This is a genomic window from Chryseobacterium sp. T16E-39 (assembly GCF_002216065.1).
GTDB lineage: Bacteria > Bacteroidota > Bacteroidia > Flavobacteriales > Weeksellaceae > Chryseobacterium.
This window is the reverse complement of record NZ_CP022282.1, coordinates 2,268,759-2,289,609: the sequence shown is the minus strand read 5'-3', so window position 1 is coordinate 2,289,609 and position 20,851 is coordinate 2,268,759. Positions and strand designations below refer to the sequence as shown.

The following is a 20,851-nucleotide window of genomic DNA, read 5'->3' as shown; positions in this document are numbered from 1 at the left end:
ATATTTTATGTGGAAACGGATAGGGAAACTTTCATAAATATACTTCATTTCTCTTTAGATTCAACATTTCGATTTCAATTTTTAATTGTAATTTTGCCAGGGTTATACTCGATCAACTCTAAATAAAATTTAAAATTCATGCTTACTATTTTATCAGAAAACTTTTCTCTTGTCAATGAATGGATTAACGAACTTCGTAACGTTGAGGTTCAACATGATAGACTAAGGTTTCGTAGAAATATGGAACGTATCGGAGAAATTGCAGCCTTTGAGATCAGTAAAGATTTAGAGCAGAGAGAAGTGGAAATTCAAACTCCATTAGATACGATAAAAGTAAGAGAAATCGCAGTTCAGCCGGTTATTACAACCATATTAAGAGCTGGAGTCCCATTGTTTCAGGGAATTTTAAATTATTTAGACAAAGCAGATTGTGGTTTTGTAGCGGCTTATAGAAAACATGATGCGAACGATTATTTTTCAATCAAGCAGGATTATCTAACCTGTCCAAGCATTGAAGGCAGACCTTTAATTGTCGGAGATCCAATGCTGGCTACCGGAGCTTCTTTAATTGAGGCGATCAAGGACTTATTAACACACGGGACACCTACTCAATTGCATATTGTAGCAGCAATTGCTTCAAAACAAGGGGTTGAAACTATTGAAAAAGCCTATCCTGAAGCAAAAATATGGGTGGGGGCAATTGATGATCAACTGACCTCTAAAGGGTATATTACTCCAGGATTAGGAGATGCCGGAGATTTAAGCTACGGTGAAAAACTACAGAGATAAACCTTTATCAATTCCAGAAATCTTTCATAATTTCAGTTAATAGAGTTGGACGAATTTTGTCCATTGGATGCTTAGTATCCGGAAGGATGGATAGTCGTGCATTAGGAATATCCCGATAGGTTTGTATCGTTTCTTCTATGGTTACCATATTGTCTTTATCTCCTACCATTACCTGAACAGGGACTGTCAACTGTTTTAAAGTCTCTGAATGTAGCGGTGGATTTTTACCCAGAGAAACCATCATTCCGGCGATGGAAGGCAGGAGTTTTTTCCATTGGGAACCGTGTTGAGTTTCCAGTTGTTCTGCATATTTCGGGATTTTTGAAAGAATTGTCTCAGGATCAAGCATTTTGCTTTCTTTTAAAGCCTGTTCTTCCGTCCAGTTGAACTTTGTTCCCAACGTTAATACCGAATTAGTATTTTCGGGGTACTGTAATGCATAACAGAGGCCGACATAGCCTCCCATGCTATGGCCGAAAATATAAACATCATTTAATTTTTCATGTTCGCAATATTCGGTCAGTTCCTGAATGTATTTTTCTATGCTAATGCCTTCGTCGGGAATTGCAGTATTTCCATGTCCCGAAAATAGAGGGGTGTGTACATTAAAATGTTTTGACAGTTCTTGCTGATAAGGATTGAATAAATCGGTATGTCCTAATGCACCATGCAGCAGAAGCAGGTTTTTCATAAATATTAGTTTAGTGGGGAAATTATAAAAAAAAATTGAAAATGGAGAGTTGAAAGTTGAAAATGAAAGGGTGTGAGTTATGAGTTATTAGTTATTAGTTATTAGTTATTAGTTATTAGTTATGAATTATTAGTTATGAATTATTAGTTATGAATTATGAGTTATGGGTTATGGGTTATTTTTTCTACACACATATTTCTTACTTTCAACTTTCCCCTTTCAATTTTCAACTCCCTAATAATCTACAGCCATCACCAAAACACTCACTTTATTGTCTCCCACATTTAAGATTTCCCATGCAATGGTAGCGACGGTGTTTCCGGTAGTGAAGACATCATCGATCAGAAGAATATGCTTTCCTGAAATATTCCGGGTTATTGAAAATATATTGTCATTTTTTAAACGATGTTTTTTGTCCTTTAATGCCTGGGCTTTTGAATAATGATTTCTTTTAATTAAGTCATGATCAAATGGAATTCTGTAATATTCAGACAGCGTTTCCGTAAAGAGATGTAACTGATTGTAGCCTCTTTCTTTTTGTTTCTTGGGATGAAGCGGTACGCTTACTAACAGGTCTGGTTTTTGATCATAAAAATTCAGATTTTCGGTTGTCCAATCTGCCAGAATTTTCCCGGTCTTTTCACGATTTCTGTATTTCAGCTCATGGATGATTTTTCGGCTTAAACTTTTTTCTTCGAACCGCATCAGAGCATAGGTGTTTTCTACCGGGAATAACAATTTGCATTTTTCTTTAATAATATTTTCATTAAAATAGTCGTAATGAGTGAAATGAATGTGTTCAAAGCAGATCTCACACACCAATAGGTCGGCATCGATAATCCGGTTGCAGTGGATGCAACGGTTGGGAAAAAGAAGGTCGAGAATCATTTGTGGTTTTTATAACTAATATAGGGGTATTAGTTGAAAGGGGGAGAATTGAAAGTTGAAAGTTTAAGTAATAGGGAGTACTTTTCTTAGTTTTCAGATTCGATTTCTTTTCGGATTTTTTCGATAGAGTTTTTCATACTTTGATTAAAATACTCTTTTTCCAGCCGAACGGGTGGTGCCTGTCGGACGTCACAATCAGCAATGCTGCAGGATTCGCAGGTTACCCCTACATTGATGGTTGGCAAGCTTGGTGATTTGATGAAATTTATTTTCTTTATTGTTTGGGTATTCAATAAAATCCCAAGGCAATAACTTCTGTTGCTGCCGTCTGAAAACGGATTTTTCTGAGAAGTGGAAATAACCAGATAACTTATTCCCTGATCTTTATAATGGGAGATCTGGGCGTCGGTAAGGGTTTCATTTTCTTTCAGGTCCTGAAGGTTTTTAACAGCGATCCATCTTCTGCAGTAATGCTCGTTCATGGCATTGGCGTGAGGGGCCTGCTGATGGTTAAGGTGTAATTCCTTTAATATCTGAATTTTATCTGAACCTTTCTTTTTAACCAGACACAGATAAAACAGGTCTTTAATACCCAGTTCTGATGAAAGGATATTAGTAAGTCTGTAATAAAATGTTTCCGGAGAATCTGTAAAGCGTTCAATGAGTTCGGTAAAATTTTTAGGCTTCCAGGTGTTTTGCAAGAAAAAGTCGGAAGTATTTTCAATGATCTGCCTTTTTGATATGAGTAGAGCACCCGCAAAATAAGAGGCATAAAAATTATTTAAAATTTCCTCAAAACTTCCAAAATCCAGCCATGAATAAGTCGTTGGACGGTTTTTTAATTCTAAAACATTAAATCCTATCTCCTTTGCCAGAATAAAGGTTTTTTGATCTCTTTCAAGCTTAACATTAAGCAGCAGGAGCTTTTTTTCAGGAATGAATAATGAACGGAGATGGGTGGAAGTCCCATAAGGTTCAAAGTCTCTGGACTGAATAGTGTAATTCAGCTTTTCAATAAGGATATGTTCTAAAACTTCAGGTTTTAGGGTCTTGTTCAATTCTAATTGATATTCGTGTGCAAACGATTGGACTTTTTCCTCAATGTCAGGAAAGTAATTGTCATAAAGTTCCTGAAAAGAACGCAATACAGCAAAATAGAAGCGTTCCTTTCCTAAATTATAGTTCTGAGAAATCTCAATCAATGCATTAATGAAAGCAGTTACTTTTTTAGGGGCATCACTGATAATACTGATGAGATTATTTTTATTAATACCGAAAAGCTCTAACGGAACTTCTTTGAAGAAATCAGACTGTAAAATTTCATTGAACGGAGCAAGGCTCTTATCCAGTTTGGTTGATACCAGATCGTCGAATGTGCAATTCAGGGATTCTGAAAGCTGGATAATTTTATCATGTTTTGGATATTTTTTTCCATTCTCAATTTCGTTGAGATAAGATTTTGATAAACCCGTCTTTACAGCAAGGTCCTGCAGAGACCAATTTTTCTTTTGCCTCTGCTGTTTCAGTTTTAGTCCGAATACTGTTTTGATAAAGTCGCTCTCTGGATTCATTACTCAAATATAAATAATTGATTGCGATTATTCGCATAATAATTTTTTAAAATAATTAGCGAACGTTCGCTGATTGTGAAAATTTTTATTTATGTTTGTAATGTCAAATCACAAAATCAATGAGTTATGGAAACCAAAACCCAATTACAGATAAAGGCTCAGAGCCAGTTTGAAAAGATATTCACTCCTGAACTTGTTGAGTTCCTGATTGAACTTCATCAAAATTTTAATTCAAAAAGACTTGATCTTTTAGAAGAAAGAAAAGAAACTCAGCTGGATCTTGACAGGAAACATCTTCCAAAGTTTTTACCACAAACTGAAGAAATCAGAAATGGAAATTGGGTATGCTCACCATTGCCAAAAGATCTGTTAGATCGCAGGGTAGAAATTACTGGACCAGTAGACCGTAAAATGATTATTAACGCACTCAACTCTGGTGCTTCTACTTTTATGGCGGATTTTGAGGATAGTAATTCTCCTACATGGAAGAACTGCATGGAGGGACAACTCAATCTTTCAGATGCAATTAACAGAAATATAGATTTTACGAACGAACAGGGGAAATCCTATACGCTTAATGAAAAAACGGCTGTTTTGTTGATCCGTCCAAGAGGCCTTCATCTTCCTGAAAAACATATTGAGATCAACGGTGAGGAAGCTTCAGGTTCGCTGATTGATTTTGGTATTTATTTTTTTAGAAATGTCCAACAGCTTTTGGAAAAGGGAAGTGGCCCCTACTTTTATCTTCCAAAATTGGAACATTATAAAGAAGCCCGCTGGTGGAATGAAGTTTTTGATTTTGCTCAAAATTATCTTCAGATTCCAAGGGGAACGATTAAAGCAACAGTTTTAATAGAAACGATCACTGCATCTTTTCAGATCGATGAAATTTTATATGAATTGAAAGAGCATAGTTCAGGATTAAACTGTGGACGGTGGGATTATATTTTTTCATTTATTAAAAAGTTCAGAAACCTTCCTGAATTTATAATTCCTGACCGTGATCAGGTGACGATGACTTCTCCATTTATGACAGCCTATTCCAAAAGGGTGATTGAGATTTGTCACAAACGGAATGTACATGCTATTGGAGGAATGGCAGCACAGATCCCTATAAAAAATGATGACCAGGCAAATGCAGCTGCCTTTGAAAAAGTAAAAGCAGATAAAGAAAGGGAAGTGAAAAATGGCCATGATGGTACCTGGGTTGCCCATCCTGCACTGGTTTCAGTAGCAAAAGATATTTTTGATCAATATATGCCTTCAGCCAACCAGATTGATAAAAAAGTAGACTATCAGATCAAAGAAAGTGATCTGCTGGAAATTCCAAAAGGGGAGATCAGTGAAAAAGGAGTCCGTAAAAATATCAATGTAGGGATCCTGTATCTTGAAAGCTGGTTGATGGGAGTGGGCGCTGCGGCGATTTATAACCTGATGGAAGATGCGGCAACTGCAGAAATTTCACGCACCCAGATCTGGCAGTGGCTGAAAAATGAAGCGGTATTAATCGATGACAGAGTACTGACCCGCGAAATGGTTCTTCAATGGGAAAAAGAAGAAATGGACACCATTGAAAAATATGTAGGTGAAGAGCGTTTTAAAAATGGAAAATTCAACCTGGCGAAAGAGCTTTTCAATGAATTGATCTTCTCGGAGAAATTTGAAGAATTCCTTACGTTGAAAGCGTATCCTTTTATTTAGGTGGGAGCGTTTGAGCGTTTTAGAGTAGGAGCGTTTTCGAATTTGAAAAGATCTTATCAATAAGTTTTGGCTTTTTCTGATGCTATTTTAGTTGTCATGTAATCTTGATTAAGCCTTAGTTGTTGAAGTAAAAGGTTCTCGATACAAAATGATTCTCCATTGCATTACGAACCATTTCACTCAAACTGACGGTAATTTAAAAAAGATGAGAAAATTGTAACGAAGTCGTCACTTCGAGTAGATTTTGAAAAAATCGTATCGATAAGTTGTTGGGTTTTCTGATGCTATTTTAGTTGTCTTGCAATCTTGATTAAGCCTTAGTTGTTGAAGTAAAAGGTTCTCGATACAAAATGATTCTCCATTGCATTCCGAACCATTTCACTCGAACTGACGGTAATTTAAAAAAGATGAGAAAATTGTAACGAAGTCGTCACTTCGAGTAGATTTTGAAAAAGTCGTATCGAGAAGTTGGTGGGTCTTTCTGATGCTATTTTAGTTGTCCTGCAATTTTGATTAAGCCTTAGTTGTTGAATTAAAAGGTTCTCGATACAAAATGATTCTCCATTGCATTACGAACCATTTCACTCGAACTGACGGTAATTTAAAAAAGATTGGAAGGTTGCAACGAAGTCGTCACTTCGAGTAGATTTTGAAAAAATCGTATCGAGAAGTTGTTGAATTCTCAATTAGAGTTTTTAATAAAACGCTATATCTCATATCACGAATCTCAAAACTCGAATCCCGAACCCCGTAACCCGTAACCCGTAACTCAACCCAAACATAACAAATCAAAATATTATGAAAACAAAACAAGAAAAAATTCAGGCTATAGAGCAGGATTGGCTGAACAATCCGCGTTGGAATGGTGTGCAAAGGCCATATACAGCAGAAGATGTATTAAAACTCAGAGGTTCTTATACGATCGATTATACCATTGCAACTGAAATGTCTAAGAAATTCTGGGAGAAACTGACCACTCAGGATTTTGTAGCCGGGCTGGGAGCATTAACCGGAAACCAGGCGGTACAGGAAGTTGATGCCGGTCTGGAAGCAATTTATCTTTCAGGATGGCAGGTGGCAGCAGATGCTAATTTATCAGGTGAAATGTATCCTGACCAATCTTTGTATCCTGCTAATTCAGTCCCTTCTGTAGTAAAGAAAATCAATAATGCTTTATTAAGAGCAGACCAGGTTCAGTCTGTAAGTGGTAATGGAGATAAAGAATATCTGGTTCCTATTATTGCCGATGCTGAAGCCGGGTTTGGGGGCAATCTCAATGCTTTTGAACTGATGAAACAGATGATAGAGGCAGGGGCGGCCGCTGTACATTTTGAGGATCAGCTCTCTTCTGCAAAGAAATGTGGACATTTAGGGGGGAAAGTTTTGGTGCCTACTCAGGAAGCGATTAATAAATTAATAGCTGCCCGTTTAGCATCAGATGTAACAGGAGTTCCCAGTGTCATTATCGCAAGAACAGACGCTGATGCTGCAGATTTACTGACCTCTGATATTGATGACAGAGATAAGAAATTTGTGACCGGAGAAAGAACTTCAGAAGGATTTTATGTCGTGAAAAATGGAGTAGAGCAGGGAATAGACCGGGGTTTATCCTATGCTCCTTATGCGGACCTGATCTGGATGGAAACCTCTAACCCGGATTTGGAGCAGGCAAGAAAATTTGCAGAAGGAATTCATGCCAAATTTCCTGGAAAAATGCTGGCGTACAATTGCTCGCCATCTTTCAACTGGGCAGCAAAACTGAGTGTTGAAGAAATGACGACCTTCCGTGAAGAATTAGCAAAAATGGGATATAAGTTCCAGTTTATTACGTTAGCTGGTTTCCATGCCCTGAATACTGCGATGTTCGAGCTGGCTTTAGCTTATAAAGAAAAAGGGATGGCCGGATATTCTGAATTACAGGAACGTGAATTTGCTTTGCAGCAGAAAGGATTCAGAGCGGTCAAGCATCAGTCTTTTGTAGGGACAGGATATTTTGATGAGGTTCAGAATGTTGTAACAGGCGGTTCATCGGCAACTGTTGCGATGAAAGACTCTACAGAAATAGCACAGTTTCATTAAGATCAGTTTTCCACATTATACATATTGTTTGAAAGCCTTCTCAGTTTTTGAGGAGGTTTTCGTTATTGGTATTCTGATTTATTTTCTCATGAAGTCCGGATTATTCAATAACCATGATGATCAAAATTTGTATTATATTTGAAAACAAAAAAACAAAGTTTTAAAATACGTATTAAAAAAATGAAGTTAATTAAAGTACTATGTATTGCAGCGGGATTAACGCTTACTGCTAACGCCGCAAATGCTCAACAGAAGATAGGTCATGTGAACTCAGATGATATTTTTGCAAGTATGTCTGAAGTGAAAACAGCTAATGCAGCAATCGATAATCTGACAAAAGCAAAACAAACAGAAATTGATAAGCTGATCGGAGATTATCAGGCTAAACTAAAAACGGCACAGGAAAAAGAAAAAACGTTAAGCGAGGCTAACAAAGAGGCAGTAACTAAAGAATTAATTGCAGCTCAAACAGAATTACAAGGCTTGGGTAAAAAAATTGAAGAAGGAAGAACACAAGCGGCTAAGGAGATTTCAGCTAAACAAAGCGAACTGTTTACTCCATTACAGCAAAAAATACAGAATGCAATTTCTGCTGTGGCTAAAGAAAGAAGTTTAAGCTATGTATTTGATACTTCAACAGCTCAGGGAGCTAATAACCTGGTATATACAGATGGAAGTGAAGATATTACACCTGCTGTAAAAACCAAGTTAGGGGCAACAGCAACACCTGCTGCTAAAGCAACTGGAAAAGCTAAATAATAGCAAACAAAATATTGTAAACGGAATCGGGTTTTAATCCGATTCCGTTTTTTTATGAATATAACATATGCAAACGCTATGTTAATCGTAAAAGGTTACCTCTCTTTTAGGAAGATTTTGTTTTTATGTCTTATTTTTGACTAAAATTTCAGGGAAATGAGTTTAGTGTATGAAAAAGAGATACAGGTTACGAAAGAAAACATCGATCAGAACAATCATGTTAATAACGTACAGTATGTAAGCTGGGTGGAAGAAATAGCAACCGAACATTGGGATGCAGTAAAACACTTGACTGAATACCCTGAAGATATATGGATGCTTCTTGATCATCATATTCAATATAAAAAGCAAGTCTATTTAAACGATATCATTACCGTAAAAACATATCCTAAAAACCCTGAAGGAATCAGGCAGCCCAGAAAAGTTGAATTTTATTGTAATGGCCAGCTTGTAGTAGATTCTTTAACACTATGGGTTTTAATTGATTCTAAGACACAAAGAGTTCAGAGGTTGAAAAGTGACTGGCTGGAGAAGATTTGATGCCTGTTGTTAATACAGTTGTGCGGCTTAAATTTTAATATTTTTGAGTTGTCATTTTTGTAATTGCATAAAACATTTTTTGTTTTTTGGGTTTATTAATTTTGTACCTCTTATAATAAGATACATTTCTTCCTTGTATGGTATACTATCTTTGTCTAGTAGAGAACCATTAGAAAGAGTGGAAAGCTGTAGTGTATCTTTTTTAATTTTCCATATTCCCATAATTTTTTCAAAAGAATTAGGGTAGGTTAATACAAATCTATTCCTCGTTTTTATATACAGTTCATTGGTTGGAGTGTCAATATAGAAACAGATATTACTAAACTTGCTGGGATATGAAAATGTAGAACCACAGGATAATAAAATACACCCTAAAATTCCTGAGGCTACAATAGTAAATCTGGTCATGTAAATTTTTAATTAGTTCTATTGCTTTTTTATTATAGAATATACGGACATTCCTTTACTCTCTTATCAACCTATAATTTGAATATTTCCCATCTAATCCCAACGGAATTATACTGTTTCCTACAAACCTCCATTGCTCATTTTCAAATACCCTTTGTCGTTCAAATTTCACATCAAAAAAATTACTATTTGTTCCTTTGATTTTATAAACAGGAGAATGTAAGCCCTCAGTGCTTATTATATAAAAAGAAATGGGTTTTTCTTTAATAACAGATTTTTCAAATTGATTCCTGTAAGCAAGAGTGTCTTTTTTGTTGGTAATTATATGCAGTTGGTAATTAATGAGATATTCCTCAGAGTCTCTTACGGTAAAGGTTATTTTCTTGCCTTTTTTAATGTGTTCCTTAACCATCAATTTGGATCTTTGAGGATTACTATCCAAAACTAAAATGCTGTCGTTTCGAAGCTGCCAATTCCCAAAAATTTCATCTTTTAAAAATTCAGTTTTTCTATAATATTTAAAAGTTCCATCTTTTAATAAATTTATACTTTCAAAATAATAAGGGGTCTTGTATGAATATATACCTGATTTGTTTTGTGAAAAAATGAATATTGACATTAAAATGAAAAATAGAATAAATTTTCTTCTCATAATTATTTTTTATTTCCTCCCCGGTACCGCACGAATCCTTTCGTGTGGTTTAAAAACTATAAATCAAACATTCTAAAAACTATAATATTATCCAAAAGTCCTTTTTCATCATAATAATCAACTGCACTACTGTATTTATAATCTTCTGCCCGAAAAACTAGACCTGCCTGAACCGGATTTTGATGAATGTAGTTAATTTTTTGGAATATAACCTTATTACTCCATAGTTCAATTGGTTTATTGTCATGCCTCCAGAACTGATATTTGTTAACATTCGAACTTTTCGCTCCTTCTTTCAAAAAGAAATCTAACAAAAATTCTTTTCTACTTTCTTTAGGGTTCTCCTTAATAGCTTTTATAATTTCATTATTTGTAAATCTTTTCAAATCTCCAATTAATAACTCTGGTTTTTGTCCGCCTATACTTCGAAAAACCAAATGTACATGACTGGACATAATGCACCATGCATGAATTTCTAAACCTTTTGTTTTTTGACAAAATCTTAAACTTTCCAGCAGAAGCTCTTTATATTCATTTCGAACAAATACGTCTAACCAACCTACTACAGCAAAGCTTATAAAATACAATCCTTCCGGATTGTGGAATTTATAATTTCTACTCATCACTATATGTTTTAGGTAAAGATATAAAATGAGATAGTTTATTGATGATAATTAGAAGAAAATACCACACGAAAGGATTCGTGCGGCAGCGGGGGCCATATACGTCCTTGCCCCATAATCATACATACCAGTCTCTTGGAGCTATTTACCACTGTACTTATAATTTTACAAACATTCCATTGTTGGAAAAAATTCTGAAAATGTAACACTCCATTTATTATCAAAATTTCCGTTTATAATAATATAATCAATTCCTTTTTTTAGCTTAAAATCCATCTCTTTTTTTTTCTTAGATGTGATATTAATCTTTCCATCTGTTTTAAGAATTCTAATTTGTGTATATCCACAGGTATAGTTTTCAAAATTATAGTCTTTACCATTTATAGTAATAACATCGTCAATAAAAGCGGCATTATTAAAAAATAATAATACTTCATTATCTTTTTTAAGAAATTCTTTTGGAATATTTTCCAAATAAGATTTGTATGCAGAACTATCTGTTTCTTTTGCTTTCGTTTTATCCTGATAAAAAAAATCAATATTATTTTGTGCGGAGCAACTATTGTTGGTTAGTAAAACCATTATTAAAATAAATATTATTTTCATTATTTTTTATTTTGAGGTAGTCTAAATGAGACTAAAACTGTTTAGATCAGATTTGATGGATGTAATTAATAAACATTCATAGCCTCTGCCCGCTAAGACAAACTTAGTAAAAGAATCCTTTCTGATTATAGAATTTATAATTTTCACTCAGCATTATATGTTTTAGGTAAAGATATAAAATGAGATAGTTTATTGATGATAATTAGAAGAAAATGCCACACGAAAGGATTCGTGCGGCAGCTGGGGGGAATCATTTTCTTTTTTAGTACTAATTGCATAATTACCTTCATTAGTAATATCCTGAATATTGACTTGTTTACTGAAATTTTTATCATTTTTTTTACATGAAAAAAATAAAAAGATAATTAAAAGCAAAAAAAAATTTTTCGCTGTTCTTTTATTATTTTTTACTACCATTTTTTGCCGAGAAAATTTATTTTATTATAATAGTTTTTTAACTTTTGATCATTAAAATTTTTAACAGCTTTATTAAACATAATACTATCATTGGTTTTCGTTTGACTAGGAACTTTTTTTATTGTATCTCTATCCTTAATATTTCTTCCCGTTGTACTTATATTGATAAATAACCTCGCAAAATGCGGGTTTTTTTATTATCTACCACACCACACAATCGTGCGGGAGCGAGGGGCTATATTTTAAAAATATATTTTTTTTTGGTAAGTTTTGTTGTTTTATTATTAAATTAAAAGTCATGGACTTTGTTTAGATGGAGCAAATTTTGAACAATTTGGGGAGGAATATGAAATATCTTTATACGTATCAGAAAATTTTAAATTTTTAGCCTTTAAAATTGATTTTATACGTGCTGAGATTACACTAGGTGATAAAAAATTAATCTCATCCATTTTATTAAAGGCAATATGCCAACTTTCAACTTCGTAATCTATTTCTATTGCAGCCTGATTAAAATTTTCATATGAAATTTTCTTAAACATTTTCTCTATTGCTCTGCATTCATTATCAGGCAATATAAGCTTATATCCTTCAAATAAATAAACCTGGTTATATTTCATATTTTTCATCACTTTAGGGTCGAAAAATGCAATATCTACTGAGTATTCACCTTTTTCTTTCGTTTGATTATGAAAAGCTAATACTAATATCTCGTTTTTAGGGTTGATCTTTCTTTTTTTAGAAATATATTCTATATATCCCTTAATAATATTATGTAAATCTTGTTTTCTAATAGTACTTTTATTAAAAGTAAAAAAGAAAATAAGAGTTATTAAAATTATTTTTTTCATTGATTTTCAAATTAAATTATTTTTTCTACGTAATTATAAAAATTCCTTCTTTTGGTATGCAGGATATCCAAAATTCAATAAAAGAATACATAATACAAGAACTATTTAATCTTTTTTAAATTTTCCTTCATAAGCTTTAATTATTTGAGAGCTATTTATTCGTGACTCCCTAATTTTTATTTGTGCACAAGCAAGGGCCAAGTATAGAGACCACAAATATTACTAGCCGATTCAAAGTAATCTATTCCTGAAGAACTATCCCAGGTCTCTTTACCTTCAACTTCAAATACCAGTTTTTTTTCATTATAATTATTATATGTTTTAGGTAAAGATATAAAATGAGATAGTTTGGTAAAAGTAATTAGAATAAAATGCCACACAAAAGGATTCGTGCGGCAGCGGGGGATCGATACGCTCGGTGCAAATTCATGGATACAAATTTAAATAGATTTTCAAAGTTTCTTAGTTATCACCTTGTTAATTTCTTATACTGCTTATAATTGCATTTATAAAATTTGCAGCCTAAATTATTTTCAGGTTTGTGTAATACTACAAATAAAGATTCGAGAAAATATATTTTCTCGAATCTAATTGTATGTTATCTATTCGGCTACGGGCGTGACGCTTGCGCTAGCAAGGGGCTATTTTGTTGATTTATTCAAATCATATTCTATCTCTAAGTATTGTAATGCGTCAAAGGTTGCCAACCCTTCCAAATAAACAAATGTATCTTCAAAAATTGAATATGCGAAAACATTTTCTGGAATTTTAGGTAGTTTGTTATCTTTTAAGAGTTTAAACAATTCATCACAAGGAACTAGTTCTTTTGCACCAATTTCAAAATTATTTTTATATAACTCATTTTGTCCAAAATTCATATTAGATTTATCAACAAATGCTATAAATCTATTATTTTCAAGTTTAAAGCATTTAAATAGTTTTCTATCTACAGTCGGTAATTGGTTTTTTAAGCTAATAGAAAAATACCTTTCATTAACCGGCTCAACAGTAACATAGATAATAGATTTCCCGTAATCGTTTAAGTTAATTGTATTTGATATATCAATAAATGATAATACGTTATTAACCTTTCTTGCCAATGCCTTATTTTCAAAAAAAATATTGGCATTTTTACTCTGTGCACTAACCTCTGTGCAAATTATTAATAAAAATAACACAAATAATTTCATATTATTTAAAATCACTATAGTTTGAAAATTTTCTATCCATATCTCCGAAATTTCTCTGCTTAAACAGGGAGCTTGTTGCATTGGTTTTTCCATATGGATAAACTTGTCCTCTTCCGCTCCCATTAGTCCTAAATAGAAACCTAGTTGCAGTCTTTGTTGTATAATGACTTATATCTCCAGAAGAAGGGCCATTTGTGCCAAATGGACTTCCATGAGAATGCATGTCCCAATTAAGTGTATTTTTTAAAGAATATCCTAATTTATCAATTGCTAAATAGTTTGGTGAGGCAGCAGGGTCTAATTGAGTTCCTAAAGCATATTCATTTTTTCCATTAATTGTGTTGCTTTGAATGGACCATTCATTGGTACTGTTTAATGCTGCAAATTGAAAAACATCTAATGCATCTGTTCTATTATTAGTAATAGCTATTCGTAAATCTGGGCCCTTAAATCCAAACTCATCTTTTCTATTCGTTGCTAAATTGGATATAATTGTTGCGTCTTCCTTTTCTGCCTTTTTTACAGTAACACTACCCTTACTTTTATCTACCTCACCTTTATCATTACTAGCATATAAAGTATCTGATTTACTTTCTGTTTCTTTAATCAACTTAACTTCTCCATTTTTTAAAATTTGAAAATCATGTTTAACCTCCATGCCATCTGGATCTACATTACTAATAGGATTACCCAAAACGTAATTGTAGCCACTGAAAGGCTGATACTTCTCCGCCAACAGATCCACAACTCCCCATCTTCCAATATCAGCCATATACATCCTGGCTCCATAATCATACATTCCTGTCTCTTGGAGCTCCTTACCATTATACTTATAATTCATATAAGCACTTGGGCTAAAGAATGAATTTCCGGTTTTTAAATGATTCATTCCAAACGGATAATAGTCATTAGAATCTGTAATTTCAAGAGCACCTGCGCTGTTTCTTGCAAAACTAATTCTCACATTTCCTAAATGATCTTTATACTGGTAAATATACTGATCTTTTGTGTAATCATAAAATCCTTCTGCGGTTGGAAAAAACTGAAGCTCAGGATTCTTTGAACTTAAAACATTCTTATTGTTTACCGGTTCCGGAGAATAAGCCTCCATTTCCAATGCTCTTGATGTTTCAAGATTGTCTGTCATCAACTCGGTGCTTCCACCACTTCCCTCAGAACTGGTTTGATTCAAATACTGAAATCCATCCAGGTAATCTGTAATTATTTTTGACCACGTTGTACCTGCAACTCCGGTAAAAGAAGTGTAGTTTTCTTTTCTCAGCTTCGTTCCATCAGAACTATATTTAGTGGAAATTTCGGCAACCTGCGTTCCTTTATCTATGGTAAGTTTATTGGGTAAATTTAAATAGTTGTATACAATACCTGAAATAGATTTATCAGCCATTGTTTCCATATTCCCATTGAGATCATAAGTGATCGGAAGACCTGCTATGCCTTCGTAACCAGTTTTGTTTGCACTGTTATCTTTAATGGTTGTGGCCTGGTTTCCTGCATAAGTATAGACTAAATCATCAATTTTTGTGGCAATTGTTCCCTGCATTACAGAGGTTCTGTAAAGGGTGGTAATGTTCCCATTCAAATCATAGGCTAATGATTCTGTATTTTCTTTGCTGGTGGGATTATTAGGATTTTGATAATATCCTGCCGTTAATCTGTTTAATGCATCATACACGTAGCCGTAACGTTTGGGAGTGAGAGATGGGTTCGCTCCAATAGTTTCTACCGATCTCCAGTCTACTTCTGCTATATTACCATTGTATTTAGCTTCAACATTTTTACCGGAAAATAAAACTGAGTCGGGGTTGGTAATTCCTTCTTTCTGGTTGTATTTAATTTTATAGGCAAACAGCTTTCCTCCTAGATCAGCAACAGACATCTGGTTTTTATTGATATCCGTCATCCAACCTCTGATGTTATAAGCATAGTCAATGCTTTGAAGATTATTGCCTACTTTTTTAGTGCTTAGCTGTGAAAGTTCGTTGTAGGTATTGTCTGTCAATAACTCTTCGGGATTATTGTCTACCTGGTGATAATGTTGTTTTAGCCTGTTTTGCGCATCATAGACAAAGCGTTCTTTCACGAGCACAGCTATTTCTCCCTGCTTCCTGAGGTGAGTGGTGTTAGAGCGTTTGGCAGCACCTGCAAAATCAAACTCAGTTTCTGTCTGAGTGTAGCCACCTAAATGATTAATAGAGTAAGTCCCTGTTACTCTTCCTTTCTTATCATAATAATTGTAATTTTTTGTCCAGTTGTCATCTTCAATATTCTTCACGTAAGAAGCAGTAGGAAGTCCTTTAGTTGTTACTTTGCCGCCAGGGTTATCCGTAAGAAGTTTCTGACCAAAAGTATTGGGAGCAGCGGGTGTCCCTGGGGGATAAGTATCGTAATAATTAATGCTAAGGATTTGAGCTACATTACTTACCGGCGAAGCTACGGTAGAATAATAGACAGGCATCCCATTAAGGGTAAATGCGGTTGTACTTCTTGTCTCATAGATATTGGCATTCGTATCTACGGCATTCTGTAAGCTCAGTCTGCTTCCTGGATTATTAATAAGTCCTGTATAAACAACTCTTCCAAACTGGTCATATTTTGTAAACAGCCATTGGTTTTTACCTGCAAGTTTAACATCTTTGGTCATAACAAGTTGATCCGCCTTATTGTATACCATGAATTCCCATCCTTTTCCGGGAAGTTTCTTTTCTACCAACCTGTTTTTACCATCATAACGATACTGGTAACATAGATCAGTTAACACAGCTCCTGTAATGGTTGTCCCTGCTACCAGGCCCTTAATGCTAAACGAAGCTTTTGGGGGAATCACAAATGCAAGCTGTCCATACTCATTATAAACATAATAAGTATCTGCATTATCTGTTGCATTAATAACTTTTCTTACTAAAACAACCTGACCCTTTCCATTTTTAAATTCTATAGTTTCATTACCATCTTCATCTTTTACAGAATTTCTATACAATTGATTGGCTTTGTAATAACCGTTTGCTGTATTCGTGTCATTGGGTGCAACTGTGAGCTTATAATCGGTTCTGTTTTCCACTGGAGTGGTAATGGTAGTATATCTTCTGACATCCGTTGCAGTATTAATTAAATAACCAAACACAACAGGTTTTGCTGCCCACGCGATTCCGACCTGCTTCTGATCCAATATTTTATCTAAAGGAGAATTTTCCAGCGTTTTCTCAGAAAAAGCCCTCTCCCCGGGATAGATCCCTGCAGGATCTCCCACAGGGAAATCAGATACATTTGGAGTCTGTGTGTAAAGAACTCCGCCATTGGTGGAAAGCTGCGGAACCGGAAGATAATCTCTGGTCTGTCTTCCAAAACCATCATACTGAATAGGAGTTACGAGATCTCTTCCTAATGGGGATGCTTTTACATTAACCACCTGTTTCGGTCTTCCCAATCCATCAAAATACTGCACTGTATTGATTTGTCTCGCACTGGTGCTGCTTGCCTGTACAGAATCAAGATAAGTTCTGGACTGTATATAGTTTTCTGAGGCTGGTAAGGTTTGGGCATAGGTAAATCCTGCTGCCGACCACAGACTCATGAGTGTTAAAATTCTTTTCATCATGTCTTAGTTTTTATAATTGTATTTGAATTCCTTCAAAATATTTCCTGTTTTGGAACCCTGTCTTATTTCTACCAGGCGGTTAGCTGAATCATAAACGTATACTTCTCTGATCCCTGAAGGTGGCGTAATACTGGTGAGACCAATCAATGGATCATAGGTATAGGTGGAGATCTGATATGCGGAGAGATCAGGATTCTTTCTAAAAGCATCCAAGGCTGTAAGAAGGTCGCCTTCTTTTGTCGGATCGACAGCATCCGCGTCTGAAGCGTTCATAATTTGTGTAATATAAGTTTGAGCAACGCCTGATAAACTTCTGTAATCAATACCTTCTATTTTAGCGATAGGCTGAGAACTTTTATATCCCCAGATTATGGTAACCGGGATACCGCTTTTGGGTGTATACTGAAGGAGATGGCCTTTAGGATCGTACCAGTCATAGGTGATATCCGTAGAAGGGGTACTGTTCAGAATATTATCAGACAATACAGAACTTGGAAGATAGCTATTAAGAGTGTCATACATTGTTTCCGTTCTGGAAACTACTTTTCCTGCATCTCCTGCATTTTGTTTTTCAACAACCTTTGTCTCTAAAGGAATACCTATCATATTGGCATTGATTAGTTTTTGGTTGTTTTTTTCACGGGCATACAGATACGTTATTTCCTGAATACTTGCGTCAGAATTCAGTACAGTATTTTTTGAAAGCTGTTTATCTAAACTATCATACGTAAAATTGGTTGTTGTAGTCAATTTTTTATACAAACTGTCATCTGTAACACTCACGGGTACATCTTCTAAATATTCTGTCGTTTTAGTTGTACTGGGAAAGGCAGAATAGGTAGGAAACCTATATTGTCCGATGTAGAAATTATCTAATGAGGTAGATTCATCAACTCCGGGAGGGAGAACTACATAAGGATAAAGCTTAATGCCGGCAAGACTGTAAACAGCATTATTTCCCATGATTGCATTATACTCATTTTCAATACTGTTCTTTACGAATAAACTTCCATTTTTATTATTGAATATACGGTGGGAAATTAATTTCCCTTGGATATTACCTAATGGCAGTTGCTTATACAGGGTGTTTTCAGCAGTAGATATTAATAAGTTTAAAGCGCTCGTATTATCCACCTGACTATTAGGGGCCATTCCTTGAGCATTTGGAAGTCTTAAACCGAAAGCATTAGGGACAGTATAAGCCTTCATATCAAATGTTTTTTCTTCTCCTCCCTTTTCAAAATTATCTCCACCATAGCTGATGGTCACCTGTGGATATACAGGATCATTAATATCAAAAAGGGTATCTTCTCCGTCCTGTTGAATTGAATGGATTCTTGAGCTTTGCATATCTGAATGAAACAGTGTTTCATAGGTGGACGCGAAACCAAGCTCAGCATGAGTTGGTGCGTTTTGCCCCATTACCTGATTGTAGCTGTAAGATTTAAATTGAGGGTGCAAAGGTGCAGCGAGAGCATCGAAACTATTAATATTTTGATAAGTTGTATAGTAAAGCCTTTTAATATTTATCGTTCCGGTCTCAGAAACATCATATTGCCTTTTTAACCTGATGTTAGAGTCCTCTACTTTTTGCCAGACATTAGGATATTCTATGTGTGCATTTCCGTTACATTCATAACAAATATCTTTTACTTTAAAGTTGAATTTGTAAGATTTGTTATTGGCTAATGGGACAGTATAGGTATTGGTTATATCCTGAATCATTTTTATCACAGTGATAGTCTTGCTAAAGATCACCTGATTGGTTGCCAGATCTGTAATTTCAAACAATGCATTTGCCTTATTAGGTTGATTAATTTCCTTGTCCGAATGAAGCATCAAAGTAATTTGGGCATTGGTGGTATTTCCATCTATCGTTGAAACATAGTGGGTAAATGTTGATTCATTGGTTAATGGGAGCCAATCGTTCTGATCTACATAAGGGAGGTTTACATAATTGGTATTTCCAATGACACAATCACCAATATAATTGATGGGAACTTTCGCCTGTATTGACTCATATTCGAACATCGTCTTTCCTTTTGTAGGGTACGTAATAGATCTTAAAGTTCCTAACTTTGCGTAATCGAAATTAGGTCTTCGGTCTGCATAATTGGTATTCGAATTAAAAATAGGATACTGCTCTCCAAATAATTTCAGATTAGGTAATAGTGCTGTATTGTTTTTACCATTATAGTATCCAAGGTAATCAACACTTCTGGATAGTCTTTTAGGAAGATCTAAAGCATTATTATAATCCAAAGCATATTCACTGATAAAAGTGTCTGCGTTATTTTTGACAGCATATTCTTTAACAGATGTCAGGAAAAATCTTTTTTCACTGACTGTTGTGCCGCTGCTATTAATGTAATCAAAAGTTATTTTCTTTGCATTCACCCCATTCTGGGAAATTACAATATTTCCTATTTTTTGGAAAGGACTGTTTGCTTCCGTGATGTAATTGAATTGGATGACCTCATTTCCGGCAGTAATTTTATCAAGAAATTTAGACTCTGCTATATTTAAAACTTTACCTGAAGTTCCGATCGCGGAAGTAGATGGAGCATTTGTTGTATATGTTTGCCCACTACCAGCATCCACATATGGGAAATCCAGAGCTTGTAGCAACCCTGTTTCCTGTTCACCTAATGGAATTATCTTTGAACTCACCTGATTGTAAGTGAATTCAATTTTATTATGGGAAAGATCTTCGATCGTTTTTAAATAAAAGCTGGTAATCCCGGTACGGGTGCCTTGTAATCTTACCCATGTTCTTTCGGTAGCTCCAACTCCTCCAAAGGTATATTTTGTTCCGTTATACGTAGTGATTATAAAGGACTTGCTTACTTTAAAATTATTATCTACAGCTTCAATCTTAAGATTATAATCCTGAGTTAAAAGGACAGGATTGAAATTTTTATCTAAATAAAAGCTTCCACTATACCCAGGTATTGAATAATTAAATACGTCAATTTCATTATCTATTGAGGTGGATATATCATGGGAATAAACTCCCAGATCCTGCGCACCTGCCTGGGATGAAAGATTACCCAATTCCGTAGAATTTAATACCAGCCTTTGTGATGCTGCTTCGTCTGCAAGATCATAAATCGTTCTGGTAATAATACCACCGGTATCTAAGAGCCAGTTCATTCCAGTGCTATTGGGGATGTCATTCACCTTAACGCCTGCTTTGGAATAGTTTAAGGTTACCGGAAGCTTCAGGATACCGTCTTTAATCTCATATATTGGAATCTGTATATTAGGAGATCCTTTAAACTCATTGAAATTCAGATTCCCAAATTGTGTTCTGAAAAATGATTCCGGAGAAGGAGGGACAATATTAAAAGCATCCGTTCCATCTCCAGCCCCTTTAGAGGAAAACAGACTATTGTAATCCTGTGCATAAAAAGAAATGGATAAAAAACTTAACACAGTGGGTAAAGCTTTTTTTATATAATTTTTCATAG

17 protein-coding genes are annotated in these 20,851 nt (G+C 34.7%); 5 read left to right on the top strand and 12 right to left on the bottom strand.

The window, feature by feature from the left end; translation table 11 throughout:
* The first annotated feature begins 138 nt into the window (after positions 1-138).
* Positions 139-789, top strand: coding sequence for a uracil phosphoribosyltransferase (gene upp, locus CEY12_RS10405; RefSeq protein WP_089027629.1), 651 nt, complete (start codon positions 139-141; stop codon positions 787-789).
* A gap of 7 nt (positions 790-796) precedes the next feature.
* Here the strand turns inward: upp and CEY12_RS10400 are convergent, their stop codons facing one another.
* The 3 genes from CEY12_RS10400 to CEY12_RS10390 all read right to left on the bottom strand — a co-directional run bounded on the left by CEY12_RS10400 (position 797) and on the right by CEY12_RS10390 (position 3,939).
* On the bottom strand, positions 797-1,480 hold the full coding sequence (locus CEY12_RS10400; RefSeq protein ID WP_089027628.1) for an alpha/beta fold hydrolase: 684 nt from the start codon (positions 1,478-1,480) through the stop codon (positions 797-799).
* A 234-nt stretch (positions 1,481-1,714) separates the two neighbouring features.
* Entirely contained in the window at positions 1,715-2,368 is a 654-nt protein-coding gene (locus CEY12_RS10395) for a ComF family protein (protein WP_089027627.1), read from the bottom strand.
* An 86-nt stretch (positions 2,369-2,454) separates the two neighbouring features.
* Positions 2,455-3,939: a helix-turn-helix domain-containing protein gene (locus tag CEY12_RS10390; protein WP_089027626.1), complete on the bottom strand. Its 1,485-nt coding sequence runs from the start codon at positions 3,937-3,939 to the stop codon at positions 2,455-2,457.
* Positions 3,940-4,065: 126 nt separating this feature from the next.
* Here CEY12_RS10390 and aceB point away from each other — a divergent pair, with 126 nt between their 5' ends.
* From aceB to CEY12_RS10370, 4 genes are all read left to right on the top strand, one after another.
* Positions 4,066-5,640, top strand: a complete 1,575-nt coding sequence (gene aceB, locus CEY12_RS10385) for a malate synthase A (RefSeq protein WP_089027625.1) — start codon at positions 4,066-4,068, stop codon at positions 5,638-5,640.
* Positions 5,641-6,435: 795 nt separating this feature from the next.
* Positions 6,436-7,719, top strand: a complete 1,284-nt coding sequence (aceA, locus tag CEY12_RS10380) for an isocitrate lyase (RefSeq protein WP_410493969.1) — start codon at positions 6,436-6,438, stop codon at positions 7,717-7,719.
* Positions 7,720-7,899: 180 nt separating this feature from the next.
* Complete coding sequence (locus CEY12_RS10375) at positions 7,900-8,478, top strand: OmpH family outer membrane protein (RefSeq protein WP_089029850.1); 579 nt, start codon at positions 7,900-7,902, stop codon at positions 8,476-8,478.
* Positions 8,479-8,634: 156 nt separating this feature from the next.
* A complete protein-coding gene (locus CEY12_RS10370) occupies positions 8,635-9,018 on the top strand; it encodes an acyl-CoA thioesterase (protein WP_089027623.1) in 384 nt (127 codons plus the stop codon).
* 51 nt (positions 9,019-9,069) lie between these two features.
* On the opposite strand, the gene CEY12_RS22260 is transcribed toward CEY12_RS10370, so the two are convergent.
* From CEY12_RS22260 to CEY12_RS10330, 9 genes are all read right to left on the bottom strand, one after another.
* Positions 9,070-9,426 carry a hypothetical protein gene (locus tag CEY12_RS22260; RefSeq protein ID WP_157676801.1) on the bottom strand — a complete coding sequence of 119 codons (357 nt, stop codon included), beginning with the start codon at positions 9,424-9,426 and terminating at the stop codon, positions 9,070-9,072.
* 55 nt (positions 9,427-9,481) lie between these two features.
* Positions 9,482-10,078, bottom strand: a complete 597-nt coding sequence (locus CEY12_RS10365) for a hypothetical protein (protein WP_157676800.1) — start codon at positions 10,076-10,078, stop codon at positions 9,482-9,484.
* Between the two features lie 56 nt (positions 10,079-10,134).
* Entirely contained in the window at positions 10,135-10,701 is a 567-nt protein-coding gene (locus CEY12_RS10360; protein ID WP_089027621.1) for an REP-associated tyrosine transposase, read from the bottom strand.
* Positions 10,702-10,866: 165 nt separating this feature from the next.
* Positions 10,867-11,307 (bottom strand): hypothetical protein, encoded by a 441-nt coding sequence (locus tag CEY12_RS10355; RefSeq protein WP_157676799.1) that lies wholly within the window; start codon positions 11,305-11,307, stop codon positions 10,867-10,869.
* A 189-nt stretch (positions 11,308-11,496) separates the two neighbouring features.
* Entirely contained in the window at positions 11,497-11,724 is a 228-nt protein-coding gene (locus CEY12_RS10350) for a hypothetical protein (protein ID WP_089027619.1), read from the bottom strand.
* Between the two features lie 296 nt (positions 11,725-12,020).
* On the bottom strand, positions 12,021-12,575 hold the full coding sequence (locus tag CEY12_RS10345; RefSeq protein WP_089027618.1) for a hypothetical protein: 555 nt from the start codon (positions 12,573-12,575) through the stop codon (positions 12,021-12,023).
* Positions 12,576-13,216: 641 nt separating this feature from the next.
* Entirely contained in the window at positions 13,217-13,765 is a 549-nt protein-coding gene (locus tag CEY12_RS10340) for a hypothetical protein (protein ID WP_089027617.1), read from the bottom strand.
* A gap of 1 nt (position 13,766) precedes the next feature.
* Positions 13,767-17,381: a DUF6443 domain-containing protein gene (locus CEY12_RS10335; protein ID WP_157676798.1), complete on the bottom strand. Its 3,615-nt coding sequence runs from the start codon at positions 17,379-17,381 to the stop codon at positions 13,767-13,769.
* A 3-nt stretch (positions 17,382-17,384) separates the two neighbouring features.
* Positions 17,385-20,849: a hypothetical protein gene (locus CEY12_RS10330; protein ID WP_089027616.1), complete on the bottom strand. Its 3,465-nt coding sequence runs from the start codon at positions 20,847-20,849 to the stop codon at positions 17,385-17,387.
* Positions 20,850-20,851 lie beyond the last annotated feature (2 nt).

What these genes read in the sequence shown, in the direction of transcription:
- upp (WP_089027629.1), top strand. Translation starts at nt 139, where the DNA reads ATGCTTACTATTTTATCAGAAAACTTTTCTCTTGTCAATGAATGGATT.
- CEY12_RS10400 (WP_089027628.1), bottom strand. Translation starts at nt 1,480, where the DNA reads ATGAAAAACCTGCTTCTGCTGCATGGTGCATTAGGACATACCGATTTA.
- CEY12_RS10395 (WP_089027627.1), bottom strand. Translation starts at nt 2,368, where the DNA reads ATGATTCTCGACCTTCTTTTTCCCAACCGTTGCATCCACTGCAACCGG.
- CEY12_RS10390 (WP_089027626.1), bottom strand. Translation starts at nt 3,939, where the DNA reads ATGAATCCAGAGAGCGACTTTATCAAAACAGTATTCGGACTAAAACTG.
- aceB (WP_089027625.1), top strand. Translation starts at nt 4,066, where the DNA reads ATGGAAACCAAAACCCAATTACAGATAAAGGCTCAGAGCCAGTTTGAA.
- CEY12_RS10375 (WP_089029850.1), top strand. Translation starts at nt 7,900, where the DNA reads ATGAAGTTAATTAAAGTACTATGTATTGCAGCGGGATTAACGCTTACT.
- CEY12_RS10370 (WP_089027623.1), top strand. Translation starts at nt 8,635, where the DNA reads ATGAGTTTAGTGTATGAAAAAGAGATACAGGTTACGAAAGAAAACATC.
- CEY12_RS22260 (WP_157676801.1), bottom strand. Translation starts at nt 9,426, where the DNA reads ATGACCAGATTTACTATTGTAGCCTCAGGAATTTTAGGGTGTATTTTA.
- CEY12_RS10365 (WP_157676800.1), bottom strand. Translation starts at nt 10,078, where the DNA reads ATGAGAAGAAAATTTATTCTATTTTTCATTTTAATGTCAATATTCATT.
- CEY12_RS10360 (WP_089027621.1), bottom strand. Translation starts at nt 10,701, where the DNA reads ATGAGTAGAAATTATAAATTCCACAATCCGGAAGGATTGTATTTTATA.
- CEY12_RS10355 (WP_157676799.1), bottom strand. Translation starts at nt 11,307, where the DNA reads ATGAAAATAATATTTATTTTAATAATGGTTTTACTAACCAACAATAGT.
- CEY12_RS10350 (WP_089027619.1), bottom strand. Translation starts at nt 11,724, where the DNA reads ATGGTAGTAAAAAATAATAAAAGAACAGCGAAAAATTTTTTTTTGCTT.
- CEY12_RS10345 (WP_089027618.1), bottom strand. Translation starts at nt 12,575, where the DNA reads ATGAAAAAAATAATTTTAATAACTCTTATTTTCTTTTTTACTTTTAAT.
- CEY12_RS10340 (WP_089027617.1), bottom strand. Translation starts at nt 13,765, where the DNA reads ATGAAATTATTTGTGTTATTTTTATTAATAATTTGCACAGAGGTTAGT.
- CEY12_RS10335 (WP_157676798.1), bottom strand. Translation starts at nt 17,381, where the DNA reads ATGATGAAAAGAATTTTAACACTCATGAGTCTGTGGTCGGCAGCAGGA.
- CEY12_RS10330 (WP_089027616.1), bottom strand. Translation starts at nt 20,849, where the DNA reads ATGAAAAATTATATAAAAAAAGCTTTACCCACTGTGTTAAGTTTTTTA.